The organism is Streptomyces sp. NPDC028419 (assembly GCF_055565515.1).
In genome coordinates, this window is the sequence record NZ_JBVHUE010000002.1 from 44,181 (window position 1) to 57,169 (window position 12,989).

Here is a 12,989-nt window from a genome sequence, read left to right on the forward strand (position 1 = left end):
GCGCGTCACCTCAGGTCAGCCTCGGTAGGTGGCCGCCCCGATCCGGACGAACGACCGGACTATCGGGTCCGGGTCGGCCCCGGTCCAGGCGACCACCACGCGGCTCGGCGCCATGTCGGGCAGCGGGACGACGACCAGCCCCTCGGGCAGGGGGTGGCCGAGCGGCATCACCCCGACCGTGCCGTTCCAGAGCACGGCCTGCAGGCACTCCTGGACGCCGCGCACCACCGGCCCCTCGCGGGGCTCGCCGCCGTGCCAGTACGCCTGCCAGAGCGGGTCGGTGCCGGCCGGGAAGCGGAACCAGCGCCGGTCGGCGAGGTCGGCCGGATCGAGGCGGTCCCGGCCGGCGAGCGGATCGTCCGCGCGCAGCACCACGCCCACCGGGTCGGCGCGCAGGACGTGCACGGACAGGCCGCTCCCGTCGAACGGCCCCCGGGTCAGGGCGACGTCGACCAGTCCGGCGCGCAGTCCGCAGGTCGGATCCGTCAGGTCGCTCTCACGGATGCGGACGTCGGCGCCGGGGTGGCGCCGGCGGAACGCGGCGGCCAGCCGCGTCGCGCCCGGGTCGGTGCCGCCGCCCAGGACGCCGAGGGTGAGGGTGGCGGCGCCGGCCGCCGCGGCCACGCGCAGGCGTGCCAGGTCCGCCCGGGCCAGCAGGGCGCGCGCCTCGTCCAGCAGCGCCGCCCCGGCCGCGGTGAGCGTGACCCCGGTGGCCGACCGGTGGAACAGAGCCGCGCCGACGTCGCCCTCCAGCTGCTTGACCGCCCGGCTCAGCGGCGGCTGGCTCATGTGGAGCCGCGCGGCGGCGCGGCCGAAGTGGAGTTCTTCGGCGACGGCCACGAAGTAGCGCAGCGTGCGTAGCTCCATGGGGCGACGATACCGGCGCGCGATGGCGGCCCCGCACAGCGCTTCCAGGCCGGAGCGGGCCCCGAACTCGGCCGGATCCGGCGCCCGCACGCCTGTCGCGGCCCCGGCGGTCGGAGTTACCGTTGCGGCACCGCGGGGGCGGTCGAGGGGGGAGCGCCATGTTGGACGAGGCGATGGTCGCGTTGGCGGCTTCGGTGGGATCGGGCGTCGTACAGGCAGCGGGAACGGACGCCTGGACGGCGCTGCGCGACCGGTTGGCCCGGGTGCTCGGCCGGAGGAACGCGCACCACGAGGGAGTCCAGTTGGAGCACCTGGACCGGACCGCGGCCGAGCTGGCAGCGGTCGGGGACGGTGGGCCGCGGGACGGCGGGAGCGCGGAACGGGCCCGGCTCGGCACGGTCTGGCGGACCCGGGTCGAGGTGCTGTTGGAGCAGTTGGACCCGGCCGAGCGGGCCGTGGTCGCGGCGGAACTGCGGACGCTGCTCGGCGAGGTGGCGCCGGCGGCGCCCGCGCCCGGAGCGGGCGTCGCGCACAACGTGTTCCACGGCCCGGCGGCGATCGTGTCGGGGGACGGGAACGTCCAGGTGAACCGGTTCGACGCGCGCCCGTGAGCGGGAAGGGAAGCGGCGGGGGCGACGACGGCCCCCGGGCGGACACCCGCGCCGGGGACGCCTTCCACGGCCCGACCGGGGTGCAGCACGGCAGCGGGAACCTGCAGGTCAACCTGCACGAGCACCGTACGGGCATCATCCTCACGGCCTGTGCGGTCGCGCTGGTGTGTGCGGTCGCCGTGATCGCCGTCCGGCTGGGCGGGGACGCGGGCGGCGGCGCCGCCGCCCCACTCACCGCGACCCCGGGCGCGACCCCGGGCGCGGACAAGGGCGCGGCGGGCACCGATCAGTCGGTGCTCGTCGGGCGGCTGGTGAACGACGGCAGCGGGCTGTGCCTGCGGGCGGCGGGCGCCGGGGAGGACCTCGTACCGGTGCAGGACTCCTGTACCGGGGCCGCCGCCGGGACCTGGACCCTGCGCGCGCGGGACGGCGACCCGACCCGCACCCTGCGCGACGGGCTCGGCGGCCGGTGCCTGACGGTGACGGGCTCCGAGAACTCCGCCCCCGCCGTCCAGCGCACCTGTGCCACCGGACAGGGCGGTCAGAACGGGCAGCTGTGGCAGCTGCTGTGGGGGAGCGGCGACCGCGCGGGCCACTTCGTGCTGCGCGCGGACGGCAACTCCAAGTGCCTGATGGTGCAGGGCCCCGGGGCGGGCCGACCCGCGGCGCAGACGTCCTGCGGCGAGCAGTACGCCGACCAGTGGTGGCACCTCGTGCCGTGAGCGGGCCGACGGGTCGGGCGGTCAGCGGCGGGTGAAGGAGGTGGCTGTCACGCCGTTGTCGAAGGACGTGCGGTCCGTCACGGCGAAGACGGTGGGGTCGAACGTCCCGTTGAACACCGGGATCCCGGATCCGGCGACCACCGGGTAGCTCTTGATGATCAGTTCGTCGATCTCGGGCAGCAGCTGACCCGCGAGGATCCCGCCGCCGCAGAGCCAGATGTCCCGACCCTCCTCCCGCTTGAGGCGGCGGACCAGGCCGAGCGGGTCCTCGGCGACCACGGTGACGGCCGGGTCGGTGTCGGGCGCGAGGGTGCTGGAGACGACGTACTGCTTCAGGTGGGCGTAGGGGCTGGTGAAGCCCGCGTCCAGACCGGGGCGGTAGCTGCCGAGGCCCATCAGTACGGTGTCGAACCGCTGAGCGGGGGTGTCCGCCAGACCGTTGGCCGCGCGCATGAAGGTGGGGATCGTATCGGGGTAGTGGGCGACGCCCCACTCGGTGTAGGCGGCGGCCTGCTGCTCGTCGCCGAAGGGGAAGAAGTCGAATTCGCCGCCGGGGCCTGCCATGTAACCGTCGAGGGTGACTCCGACGTAGTACACGAGCTTGCGCATGCAGTGGACCTCATTCGTAGTACTCTGCTTGTAGTGGTGTGAATGTAGTACTATGGCTGGAGTGGTGTCAATGGCCCGCAGGAACGACGAACGACGAGCGGCGCTCGTCGACGCCGCCATCGAGGTGCTCGCCGCCGAGGGCGCGCGGGGGCTGACCTTCCGCGCGGTGGACACCGCCGCCGGCGTCCCGGGCGGCACGGCCTCCAACTACTTCGCCAACCGCGACGACCTCCTCACCCAGGCGGGCGCCCGGGTCTACGAGCGCCTCCAGCCCGATGAGGCGGCCGTCGCCCGGCTGCGGGCGGGCACGACGGACCGGGAGGCCTACGCGGCGCTCATGCGCGAGCTGATCGGCCGGATCAGCGCCTTCCGCGCCGGCTACCTGGCCCTGCTCGAACTGCGCCTCGAAGCGACCCGCCGACCCGAGCTGCGCGCCGTGCTGACCGACCGGGTCCGCGCCGACGTCGACGCCAACGTGGCCTACCACCGGGAAACCGGCCTGACCGGGGACGCGACCGCCGTCAAGCTGCTCTACCTGGCGTTCAACTGGCTCATCGTCGAGCAGCTCACCCTGCCGGGGGTCTTCTCCGAGGCCGAGCGGGAACGGCTCATCGACGCGGCGATCGAGCGCATCGTGCCGCGGTGAAGGCGGTGGAGGCGCCGAGGACAGGGGCGGAAAAGTTTTTCTCCCGGTGATGTCGAGAACGCCCCACCGGCTCCGTCCCCGTGGTGAAGGCGGCCACAATGGGTCGCACCAGCACCGAGGAGGCACCCCATGGCCAAGTACCTGCTGCTCAAGCACTACCGCGGCGCTCCGGAAGCGGTCAATCACGTCCCCATGGACCGGTGGACCCCGCAGGAGATCACGGACCACGTGCAGTACATGCGGGACTTCGCGGACCGGCTGGAGAAGACCGGGGAGTTCGTCGACGGCCAGGCCCTCGCCCCCGAGGGGACCTTCGTCCGGTACGACGGCGAGGGGCGCCCGCCGATCACCGACGGCCCGTTCGCCGAGACCAAGGACCTCATCGCCGGCTGGATGGTGATCGACGTCGACAGCTACGACCGCGCCGTCGAGCTGGCCGGCGAGCTCTCGGCCGCCCCCGGGGCGGGCGGCAAGCCGATCCACGAATGGCTGGAGCTGCGCCCCTTCCTGTCCACGCCGCCCACCATCACGGAGTGACCCCGCGATGAGCACTCCGATCGACGGGGCCCTGATGCGGAGCCTCACCCCGGGCGTGCTCGGGATCCTCGTCCGCCGCGGAGCCGATTTCGCGGCGGCCGAGGACGCCGTCCAGGACGCGCTCGTCGAGGCGGTCCGGGTCTGGCCGGCCGAGCCGCCGCGGGACCCCAAGGGCTGGCTGGTCACCGTGGCCTGGCGCCGGTTCCTCGACGCGACCCGGGCGGAAACCGCCCGCCGCCGCCGCGAGGACCTCGTGGAGGAGGAGCCGGCGCCCGGTCCCGCGCCCGCGCGGGACGACACGCTCCAGCTCTACTTCCTGTGCGCCCACCCCTCGCTGACGCCGTCGTCCGCGGTCGCGCTCACCCTGCGCGCCGTGGGCGGGCTGACCACGCGCCAGATCGCCGAGGCCTACCTGGTGCCCGAGGCGACCATGGCCCAGCGCATCAGCCGGGCCAAGCGGACCGTCTCCGGCGTGCGGTTCGACCGGCCCGGCGACGTGGCCACCGTGTTGCGCGTCCTCTACCTCGTCTTCAACGAGGGTTACTCCGGCGACGTCGACCTCGCCGCCGAGGCCGTCCGGCTCACCCGGCAGCTCGCGGAGGCGATCGACCACCCCGAGGTGGCGGGACTGCTCGCCCTCATGCTGCTGCACCACGCCCGGCGCGCCAGCCGCACCGCGCCCGACGGCGCCCTGGTGCCGCTGGCGGAGCAGGACCGGACCCGGTGGGACACCGGGGCCATCGCCGAGGGCGTCGCGATCCTGCAGGCGGCCCTCGCCCGCGACCGGCTGGGCGAGTTCCAGGCCCAGGCCGCCATCGCGGCGCTGCACGCCGACGCACCCACGGCCGGCGAGACCGACTGGGTGCAGATCGTCGAGTGGTACGACGAGCTCGTGCGCCTGACCGACAGCCCGGTCGTCCGCCTCAACCGCGTGGTGGCCGTCGGCGAGGCCGACGGACCGCGCGCCGGACTCGCGGCGCTGGCGGCACTGGACGCCGCCGCGTCGGGCTCCGCGACGAAGGGGGCCGCGGTACCCCGCAGGGCCGCGGTGGCGGCGTACCTCCACGAGCGCGACGGCGACCTGGCGGCGGCGGCCCGGCTGTACGCGCAGGCGGCGCGCTCGGCGCCCAACCTCGCCGAGCGCGACCACCTGACCCGCCAGGCGGCTCGGCTCAACACCCTTCTGCGGGGCTGACGTCGCGGCGCCGCAACCGGGACGGTCTGATGGGGCGTCATGCGGGCGACGGGGCAACGCGCCCCGAGTCTGGAGAGGACGACATGGCGGTCGGTTCACGCGCCGGATCGATGGTGTGGGGCGGGATATCGGCGCTCGTGATCGGCGGGCTGCTGCCCGCGACGGCGATGGCGGCTCCCGCGCCCGACGCGGGGGCGCCGCGCTGGAGTGCTGCCGAACTCCCCGGCGGCGACGCCGTGGTGAGCGCTTCGGTCAAGCCCGACGCGCACACCACCTGGGCGGCGGGTTTCCGGGTGAACGAGGACGGGGGCGGGGTCTCGTTCCAGCCCGTCCTGTACGCGCACGACGACCGGCGCGGCGGTGCCTGGACGCAAAGGCCGACCGCGCCCGGGGCGAGCGGCCGGGTCAACGCCATCGCGGCGACCTCGGACCGGGACGCCTGGCTGGTCGGTGACGCCGACGGCGAGGGCCGGCCCGCGATGACGCAGCACTGGGACGGGCGTGCGTGGCGGGAGAAGCCGGCGGCGATGCCGGACAACTCGCTCGGCGGCGGCCTGTTGGGCGTCGCCGCGGTGGCGCCGAACGACGTGTGGGCGGCGGGCTGGACCCAGGCCCTCGACGAGCGGATACCCGACCCGGACGGCTCGACGCAGATCATCGACCACATGGAAGGGCTGGTCCAGCACTGGGACGGGCGCGCGTGGAAGCGCGCGGAGCTGCCCAAGGGGTACGCGAATTGGGGGCTGAACGCGATCTCGGCGTCCGGCCCGAACGACGTCTGGGCGGTCGGCAGCGGATACGGCGACGACGACCGGCCGGTCGTCCTGCACTACGACGGCCGCTCCTGGAAGCAGTTGCCGACGCCCCCCTACGGCGGTCTGTACGGCGAGTTCAACAGCGTCGTCGCCAACGGGCCGGGCGACGTGTGGGCGGTGGGCCGCACGATCCTCGACGAGAACGACCGTGGGCACGCGCTGATCATGCACTGGAACGGACGGACCTGGACGCGTGTGGTCGGGCCCGCCGAGGCGGGGTCCCTGACGGGCGTGGCCGCCGCGCCGGGCGGCGTCGTCGCCGTCGGACGGCGGCTCGGCGCCGAGGGGGGATTCGCCCTGCGGGTCTCCGGCTCGCGCGTGACCTCGCTCGGCTTCCCGGCGAGCACGGCGGAGCGGTCGTACGCGCCCTGGACGGTCTCGGCGGCCGGGCGCGAGGTGACGGTCAGCGGTTCCGCCCGCGGCGCCGGGGGGTCGGGTCCGCTGCCCCTGTTGTTGACCACCCGCCTCTGACGCGCGGGCGCCGCGCCGCGCCGACCGCGCGGCGCGGCACGACGCCGATCGCCGGTCGCCGCCCCGCTCAGGCGGCGACCAGCCCGGCCAGCGTGCGGTCCAGCCAGTCGTAGATCCGGGCGAAGGCCAGTCGCTGCGCGCCCGCCTGGCAGTGTGCGTCGGCGCCCTCCTCCGCGGTGAAGGTCAGGAGGGTCTTCTCGCAGGTCAGGTGGTCGTACAGGGCCTCCGGCTGCCCCTTGAAGAAACCGTCGTCCTCGGCGCTGCACACCAGTACCGGGCAGGTGATCCGCTCCGCGATGCCGTCTCGCAGGTGGTAGTCGAGGTAGGCGGCGCAGAACGCGCGCGGGGTGGCCGCGCCCAGCGCGAACATGCCTTGTTCCACGCCCCACTTGACGAGGGGGGAGGCGGCCATGGCGGCCTCCAGCGCCGCGTCGATCTCGGGTGCGTACGGGGCCCGCAGGCGTTCCTCGGCCTCCTTGCGGGGCAGCGGGATGGAGGCGGTGCTGATGTCGCCGAGGTCGTAGACGCCGTCGAGTGCGACGACGGCCGCGATCCGGTGGTCGAAGGCGGCGGCGCGGGGCGCGAGGTAGCCGCCCATGCTGACGCCGAGCACGGCGACGCGCCGCGGGTCCACCCCGGGGAGCGTCAGGACGTGGTCGAGCACCGGCGTGACGACGTTCTCCCAGTCCGGCCTGAAGGTGAGCCCTTGGCGGTGCCGGGTGCCGGGCTGCCCGGGGCCGTCGAAGACGACGACGGCGTAGCCGCGCTCCACGGCGGCGGCCGCGCCGTAGAAATGCATCTCCTCGGCGGTGCCGTCGAAGCCGTTGAACATGATCAGGGTGGGCAGCGCGCCGCCCGATCCGTCGGCGCCCGCGGGTCGGTAGAGGTACCCCGGCAGGGTCGTGCCCTCGTACGGGATCTCGATCGGTTCGACGGACGCGGTGAACAGCTCGGCGGCCCGGCGGAAGCACCGGACGGAGGCGTCGTAGGCGTGGCGTATGCGCGGGTCGGCGCCGTTGCCGTGCAGGAAGAACTCCGCACTGCGGTAGTAGTTCGAGGCGCGCAGGAACGCGTCGCGCGCGCTGACCGCGTGACCGCCTTCCAGACAGGCGCGGGCTTCGCCGTCGACGCGTTCGGCGGTGGCCAGCCACTGGTCGTGCCAGCTGTCGTAGTCGCCGGCGGTGATGCGCCCGGCGGTCCCGGCGACCTCGCCGAAGTCGGCTCCGCCGTAGGCGATGTGCCCGAACATCCGCAGGGTCTCGAACCAGAACGTCGGGTGCTCGGGGAAGAAGAGCGGCTTCACGGGGGACTCCTAACGCAGTGGATTACTGCTTTTAGAGAACCGTAGGGCCATCCGTCCCGCAAACGCAACACCTGACTGCGTTAAGGGTTAGGATGGTCGACGTGAACGAGATCGACGCGCCGACCGACCGCGCCCCCGAGCCGGCGTCCCCGGACCGCCCCGCCGCGCGCCGCCCGGGCGGCCGCAGCGCCCGCGTCCGCGCCGCCGTCCACCAGGCCGTCACCGATCTCATCGCCGAGCGCGGATACGGCACCTTCGCGGTGGCCGAGGTCGCCGCCCGGGCCGGCGTGGCCGACAGCAGCGTCTACCGCCGCTGGGGAACCCTCGAAGCCCTGCTGATGGACGTGGTCGTCAGCCGCCTGACCGAGCGCTCGCCCGTGCCCCACACCGACAGCCTCGCCGGCGATCTGCGCGCCTTCGCGGCCAAGGCGGCCGAGGACGTCTCGGGGCCGGACGGTCTGGCGCTCCTGCGGACCGTGGTCACGGTGCTGGCCACCGGCCCGGCCGGCGAGGCCGCCCGCGACCGGTTCCTCGGCGCCCGCGCCGAACAGCTCCAGGCCATGCTCGACCGGGCCCGCGCCCGCGGCGAGGACCCGCCCGAGGTCCTGGACGTGCTCGACGTCGTCCTCGCACCGATCTACCTGCGGATGCTGTTCGGCGTCGGCCCCCTGACCCCGCGGTACGTCGACACCCTCGTCGACCGGCTGCTCGCGGGACGCCGACCGCCGTCGTAATGCGCTGGCGCGCCGCCGCCCGAACCGCGTACGGTGACGCCGCGACCGCGCCCCGATGCGCCCGGCTGCGGCTACTTCCTTCTGACAACCAAGTGACGCCGCCGCCCCTTTGATCTCGGGAGCGCGGTCGCTTCCGCCCCGCCCCGTCCCGTGCCGATCGGCGACGGACGCGCGGGCCGGTCCGTCCGTTCGCTCAGGATCCGGGGGGATTCACTGCCTCGTCACACCCCACGCGTCTCCAAGGTCTGGTCCGAGATGCTCGTGGCCCCACACGTCTCGACCGCCGCCCGCACGCCGCCCGACCCCGGGATCCACCACCGGCCCCCACACACCTACGAGGGCGGTCCGGTCCACGCCCGCGAGCCCCGGGAGGAACTCTTCCTGCTGGCCGTCGGCAACTTCGTGACCCAACGCACCTTCTACGAGGGCGGCCAGGAGCGCGACGAACGCTACGCCCGCCTCGTGGGCCGGCTCGCCGTCGAGGATCCGGCGTGGACGGCGGGCCTGCTGCGCTGGCTCCGCGGCGAGGGCAACATGCGCACGGCGTCGCTGGTGGGCGCGGCCGCCTACGTCCGGGCCCGGCTGGCGGCCGGGCCGTCCGCGGCCGGTCCCGCGGGCCCCTCCAACCGGTCCGTGATCGACTCGGTGCTCCAGCGCGCCGACGAACCCGGCGAACTGCTCGCCCACTGGACCTCCGCCTACGGGCGGAACGTGCCCCAACCCGTGAAGCGGGGCCTCGCCGACGCCGTCCGCAGGCTGTACACCTCCCGCTCGCTGCTGAAGTACGACACCGCCTCCCACGCCTTCCGCTTCGGCGACGTGCTGAACCTCGTGCACGCGTCCCCGGACCCCGAGAAGCCCTGGCAGGGCGCGCTGTTCCGGCATGCCCTGGACCGCCGCCACCACCCGGAGGGCGCGCTGCCACCGGCCTCGGACCGGATGCTGGGCGCGCACCGGGCGCTGCTGGCCGTCCCGGTCGACGAGCGGCGCGCCGCGGTGACCGGGCCCGGCGGCGCCGAGCGGCTGGCCGCGGCGGGCCTGACCTGGGAAGCCCTGGCGGGCTGGCTCCAGGGGCCGATGGACGCCGCCGTCTGGGAGGCCGTGATCCCCTCGATGGCGCCGATGGCGCTGCTGCGCAACCTGCGCAACTTCGACGAGGCCGGCGTCTCGGACGAGGTCGCCGCGCAGGTCGCCGCACGGATCTCGGACCCCGCCGAGGTCGCCCGGTCCCGGCAGTTCCCGCTGCGCTACCTCGCCGCGCACCGGCACGCCCCGTCGGCGCGCTGGGCGGCCCCGCTGGAACGGGCACTGGGCCACTCGCTGGCCAACGTGCCCTCGCTGCCCGGCCGCACGCTCGTCATGGTCGACCGGTCCGGCTCCATGTACTACGACACCGTCTCCGAGCGGTCCCGACTGACCCGGGCGGACGCGGCGGCCGTGTTCGGCACCGCGCTGGCGATGCGCGCCGAGCAGGCGGACCTGGTGGAGTTCGGCTGGTCCAGTGCGGAGGTCCCCTTCCGGGCCGGGGAGCCGGTGCTGGAGGTGCTGGAGCGCTTCCACAACCTCGGCGGCACCGAGACCACGAAGGCGGTGCGCACCCACTACCAGGGACACGACCGCGTCCTGATCGTCACCGACGAACAGGCCGCGCGCCCCCGCCCCGGCGCGCCCGGGGACCCGGTCCCGGCCACGGTCCCGGTCCACACCTGGAACCTGGCCGGCTACCTACCCGCCCACGGCCCGACGGGGCCCCACCGGCACACCTACGGCGGCCTCACGGACGCCGGCTTCCGCATGATCGGCCTCGTCGAGGCCGGCCGACGGGCCGCGTGGCCGTGGACCACGGGAGACGCGTAGCCCGTCAGTCCTGGTCCTCGGCGTGCTCCTCGGGGACGACGCGCCCGTCCTCGTCCAGCGTGAGGTGGATGCGGGTGGGCTCCTGGCTGTTGGAGTCGGAGGGGCGCGGGCCCTCCGGCCCGTCGGGCCCCCACCGCAGCAAGCGCCGGGTACGGGCGATCTGGTAGGCGGTGCCCTGGAACTCCAACCGGTTCACGCGCCCGTCCCGCAGGGCGTCGGCGGCCCGCGCGTACGCCGCCAGCTCCGGCTCCGGCGCACCGGCGGCGGCGGCGTCGGCGACCCGGGTCCGCGCGTCCGCGCCCATGTCGGCGTCGACGGGGATGAGCCCCCGCATCCGGGGCCACGCCCACGTCAGGGTGAAGTCCATCGACTTGCGGGCTTCGTGCGCGCTGATGTGCGGGCCGCTGACCGGCTCCCAGTTGCGGGGCCCCGTCTGCTCCACGACGGTGAAGGTCGGCGGCAGCAGCAGCACGTCCGGGTGGCTGTCCAGGGCCCGCCGCGAGTCGGCGAGCACGTCCTCGGGGTAGCGCGCCCCGCTGTAGCGCAGGCCGCGCAGGGCCAGCTGTTCGAGCGCCCGCGTCGGGGGGACGGGCTCGTCCGGGTCCAGCAGCAGCGCGTCGTCGATGTCCGACCCCCGGGCCCCGCGGGTCCAGTCGGGCACCAGGGGCTCCGGATCGGTCGGGCGCGGCAGTTCGATCCCGTCCGGCCCCGAGCCCGCGTACTCCTCGGCGCGCACGACCCGGTACCGGGTCCCGCCCGCCTCCAGGTCGTCGACCCGCTCGCTCTCCAACCGGGCCACCGCGGCCAGCAGTTCGCGCCGCTCGGCCCGGTCCTTCGCCTCGTCCTTCGCGCGGAACCAGAGCTTCGAGTTCAGGCTGTCGCGCGCCAACTGGGGGCAGGGGTTGATGATCGCGATGACCACCCGCCACCGCGGCCCGTCCTCGGGACCCTGCGCCGCGACCCCGAACAGGGGACCGCGCACGACGACCTCGCCGGCCCTGGCCACGGCGTCGACCGCGTCGGCCTCCACCGCGGCCTCCACCGGCTCCACGGGAACCCGCACCACGATCGGCCGCGCCCCGCCCCGTCCCGCATCCCCATGCTCCATGTCCCCATCCTGACGACCGGACCCCCGCCCCGCTGCCGATTCGAGGAACCCTCCCCCTCCCGGGTCCCGGGACGGCCGGTTCCGGCCAGCGGGCCGCGCCACCCGCACGGCCGCGGCCTGCGGGTTCCAGCCAACTGCCCGCCGCCCCGCCCCACATGGTCTGGGATGCTGATGCCCGATCCGGACGTGCTGGGGGGAGAGGGACATGACGGTGCTCACGAGCGCGGGCCCGCGCCTTCGCGCGGCCGGTCGCGGAGTCGAGGTGACCCGGGTCGGCGTGGCCGGCCGGTGGCGGGTGACCCGGCCCTGGCCGGCCCACCTGCGCCCGATCGTGCACAGCTACGCGGGCTACTGGGAGGGTTCGGTCTCGCCCTTCCGGGTCAGGCTGGTTCCCACGGGCCGGGCCGTCGTCGTGATCAGCCTGGGGGAGCCCTTCGCCCGGATCGGCCGACAGGGGTACGCGAGCCCGTACCAGCAGGTGACCGGCTCGCTGGTCGCGGGCCTGGAGAACGGCCCCCGGGTGTGCGACCACCCCGGCGGCCAGGAGGCGATCCGACTGGAGCTGACCCCCCTGGGCGCGTACCGGCTGTTCGCCCGGCCGATGAGCGAGCTGACCGACCGGGTGGTCGAGCTGGGCGACGTCCTGGGGCCCGAGGCCGCGGTGCTGGTGGAGCGGCTGGCGGCCGCCGGCGACTGGGCGGCCCGCTTCGACCTGCTGGACCTGGCGCTGACGGCCAGGCTGGCCCGCGGCCCGCTGCCCGCACCCGAGGTGAGCCACGCCTGGCACCTGCTGTCCCGCACGGGCGGCGCGATCCCGGTGGCGCGGATCGCGGCCGAAGTGGGCTGGAGCCAGGGCTACCTCACCCGCCGGTTCACCGAGCAGGTGGGCCTGGCGCCCAAGACGTCCGGCCGGGTGCTGCGCTTCCACCGCGCCGTGCGCCTCCTCACCCACGAGCGCGCCCATCCCGCCGAAGTCAGCGCCGCCTGCGGCTTCTACGACCAGGCCCACCTCAACCGCGAGTTCCGCGTCCTGGGCGGGACCACCCCCGGCCAACTGGCCGCCGCGCGGGTGACCGAGGGGGCCGTCGCGCTGTGAGGGGCGGGATCCGAAAGTGAGGGCCCAGGTCGGATTCGTCCAAGCCAGCCCGTCCGTGGCTCAGTAGCGTCCCCTGTGTGGCCGACGGACGCCCCCGCGGGGCGCCCGGGATCCGCTACCGGCCGTCGCCGGAGCGGCCCGACGGCCACCTGAACCTGGTTCCGAAGGGGAGTACTCGATGGAAGACCTGCTGCGCATCCTCGTGTCCGGCGCGCTCACCGGTGGCTTGATCGCCCTGGTGGGGAGCCTCAGCCGACGCAACCGCAGTCGTCGCGAGAACGGAGACCAGAGCGGCCGGTGACGGAAGTCCCCCTCCCGCGGGACGGGTGGCCCTGGATCACCGGGGTGATCCGGGCTATGTTGGGGGCATGTCTACGTTGTCCTGTCTGTGCTGGTGGCGTTCCTTCTAGGGACGGCC

14 protein-coding genes are annotated in these 12,989 nt (G+C 74.8%); 10 read left to right on the top strand and 4 right to left on the bottom strand.

Annotated features, from left to right (window positions below; translation table 11 throughout):
• Positions 1-15: 15 nt before the first annotated feature.
• Positions 16-867: a LysR family transcriptional regulator gene (locus ACZ4UB_RS02585; protein WP_468067783.1), complete on the bottom strand. Its 852-nt coding sequence runs from the start codon at positions 865-867 to the stop codon at positions 16-18.
• Positions 868-1,025: 158 nt separating this feature from the next.
• Here ACZ4UB_RS02585 and ACZ4UB_RS02590 point away from each other — a divergent pair, with 158 nt between their 5' ends.
• Positions 1,026-1,478 (top strand): hypothetical protein, encoded by a 453-nt coding sequence (locus ACZ4UB_RS02590; RefSeq protein WP_468067784.1) that lies wholly within the window; start codon positions 1,026-1,028, stop codon positions 1,476-1,478.
• Positions 1,475-2,200: an RICIN domain-containing protein gene (locus ACZ4UB_RS02595; RefSeq protein WP_468067786.1), complete on the top strand. Its 726-nt coding sequence runs from the start codon at positions 1,475-1,477 to the stop codon at positions 2,198-2,200. Before ACZ4UB_RS02590 ends, ACZ4UB_RS02595 begins: the two co-directional genes overlap by 4 nt.
• A gap of 21 nt (positions 2,201-2,221) precedes the next feature.
• Here the strand turns inward: ACZ4UB_RS02595 and ACZ4UB_RS02600 are convergent, their stop codons facing one another.
• Positions 2,222-2,809 (bottom strand): dihydrofolate reductase family protein, encoded by a 588-nt coding sequence (locus ACZ4UB_RS02600; RefSeq protein ID WP_468067787.1) that lies wholly within the window; start codon positions 2,807-2,809, stop codon positions 2,222-2,224.
• A gap of 70 nt (positions 2,810-2,879) precedes the next feature.
• Between ACZ4UB_RS02600 and ACZ4UB_RS02605 the strand changes: the two genes are divergently transcribed.
• The 4 genes from ACZ4UB_RS02605 to ACZ4UB_RS02620 all read left to right on the top strand — a co-directional run bounded on the left by ACZ4UB_RS02605 (position 2,880) and on the right by ACZ4UB_RS02620 (position 6,473).
• On the top strand, positions 2,880-3,455 hold the full coding sequence (locus tag ACZ4UB_RS02605) for a TetR/AcrR family transcriptional regulator (protein ID WP_468067788.1): 576 nt from the start codon (positions 2,880-2,882) through the stop codon (positions 3,453-3,455).
• 129 nt (positions 3,456-3,584) lie between these two features.
• Positions 3,585-3,992, top strand: coding sequence for a YciI family protein (locus tag ACZ4UB_RS02610; protein ID WP_468067789.1), 408 nt, complete (start codon positions 3,585-3,587; stop codon positions 3,990-3,992).
• Positions 3,993-3,999: 7 nt separating this feature from the next.
• Positions 4,000-5,187 carry an RNA polymerase sigma factor gene (locus ACZ4UB_RS02615; protein WP_468067790.1) on the top strand — a complete coding sequence of 396 codons (1,188 nt, stop codon included), beginning with the start codon at positions 4,000-4,002 and terminating at the stop codon, positions 5,185-5,187.
• An 83-nt stretch (positions 5,188-5,270) separates the two neighbouring features.
• Positions 5,271-6,473, top strand: a complete 1,203-nt coding sequence (locus tag ACZ4UB_RS02620; RefSeq protein WP_468067791.1) for a beta propeller repeat protein — start codon at positions 5,271-5,273, stop codon at positions 6,471-6,473.
• Positions 6,474-6,540: 67 nt separating this feature from the next.
• Here ACZ4UB_RS02620 and ACZ4UB_RS02625 read toward each other — a convergent pair whose 3' ends face one another.
• Entirely contained in the window at positions 6,541-7,776 is a 1,236-nt protein-coding gene (locus tag ACZ4UB_RS02625) for an alpha/beta hydrolase family protein (RefSeq protein WP_468067792.1), read from the bottom strand.
• 101 nt (positions 7,777-7,877) lie between these two features.
• Between ACZ4UB_RS02625 and ACZ4UB_RS02630 the strand changes: the two genes are divergently transcribed.
• The gene (locus ACZ4UB_RS02630) at positions 7,878-8,510 is read left to right on the top strand and encodes a TetR/AcrR family transcriptional regulator (protein ID WP_468067793.1); all 633 of its coding nucleotides are present in this window, start codon (positions 7,878-7,880) and stop codon (positions 8,508-8,510) included.
• A 255-nt stretch (positions 8,511-8,765) separates the two neighbouring features.
• On the top strand, positions 8,766-10,367 hold the full coding sequence (locus tag ACZ4UB_RS02635) for a TROVE domain-containing protein (protein ID WP_468067794.1): 1,602 nt from the start codon (positions 8,766-8,768) through the stop codon (positions 10,365-10,367).
• Between the two features lie 4 nt (positions 10,368-10,371).
• Here the strand turns inward: ACZ4UB_RS02635 and ACZ4UB_RS02640 are convergent, their stop codons facing one another.
• Positions 10,372-11,475, bottom strand: coding sequence for a DUF5954 family protein (locus tag ACZ4UB_RS02640; RefSeq protein ID WP_468067795.1), 1,104 nt, complete (start codon positions 11,473-11,475; stop codon positions 10,372-10,374).
• A 205-nt stretch (positions 11,476-11,680) separates the two neighbouring features.
• Between ACZ4UB_RS02640 and ACZ4UB_RS02645 the strand changes: the two genes are divergently transcribed.
• A complete protein-coding gene (locus tag ACZ4UB_RS02645; RefSeq protein WP_468067796.1) occupies positions 11,681-12,571 on the top strand; it encodes a helix-turn-helix domain-containing protein in 891 nt (296 codons plus the stop codon).
• Between the two features lie 178 nt (positions 12,572-12,749).
• Positions 12,750-12,872, top strand: coding sequence for a hypothetical protein (locus ACZ4UB_RS02650; RefSeq protein WP_467956383.1), 123 nt, complete (start codon positions 12,750-12,752; stop codon positions 12,870-12,872).
• Positions 12,873-12,989: the final 117 nt, after the last annotated feature.

Bases quoted from the DNA above. Each gene is read 5' to 3' on its own strand.
- ACZ4UB_RS02585 (WP_468067783.1), bottom strand. From the start codon at position 867: ATGGAGCTACGCACGCTGCGCTACTTCGTGGCCGTCGCCGAAGAACTC.
- ACZ4UB_RS02590 (WP_468067784.1), top strand. From the start codon at position 1,026: ATGTTGGACGAGGCGATGGTCGCGTTGGCGGCTTCGGTGGGATCGGGC.
- ACZ4UB_RS02600 (WP_468067787.1), bottom strand. From the start codon at position 2,809: ATGCGCAAGCTCGTGTACTACGTCGGAGTCACCCTCGACGGTTACATG.
- ACZ4UB_RS02605 (WP_468067788.1), top strand. From the start codon at position 2,880: ATGGCCCGCAGGAACGACGAACGACGAGCGGCGCTCGTCGACGCCGCC.
- ACZ4UB_RS02610 (WP_468067789.1), top strand. From the start codon at position 3,585: ATGGCCAAGTACCTGCTGCTCAAGCACTACCGCGGCGCTCCGGAAGCG.
- ACZ4UB_RS02615 (WP_468067790.1), top strand. From the start codon at position 4,000: ATGAGCACTCCGATCGACGGGGCCCTGATGCGGAGCCTCACCCCGGGC.
- ACZ4UB_RS02620 (WP_468067791.1), top strand. From the start codon at position 5,271: ATGGCGGTCGGTTCACGCGCCGGATCGATGGTGTGGGGCGGGATATCG.
- ACZ4UB_RS02635 (WP_468067794.1), top strand. From the start codon at position 8,766: ATGCTCGTGGCCCCACACGTCTCGACCGCCGCCCGCACGCCGCCCGAC.
- ACZ4UB_RS02640 (WP_468067795.1), bottom strand. From the start codon at position 11,475: ATGGAGCATGGGGATGCGGGACGGGGCGGGGCGCGGCCGATCGTGGTG.
- ACZ4UB_RS02645 (WP_468067796.1), top strand. From the start codon at position 11,681: ATGACGGTGCTCACGAGCGCGGGCCCGCGCCTTCGCGCGGCCGGTCGC.
- ACZ4UB_RS02650 (WP_467956383.1), top strand. From the start codon at position 12,750: ATGGAAGACCTGCTGCGCATCCTCGTGTCCGGCGCGCTCACCGGTGGC.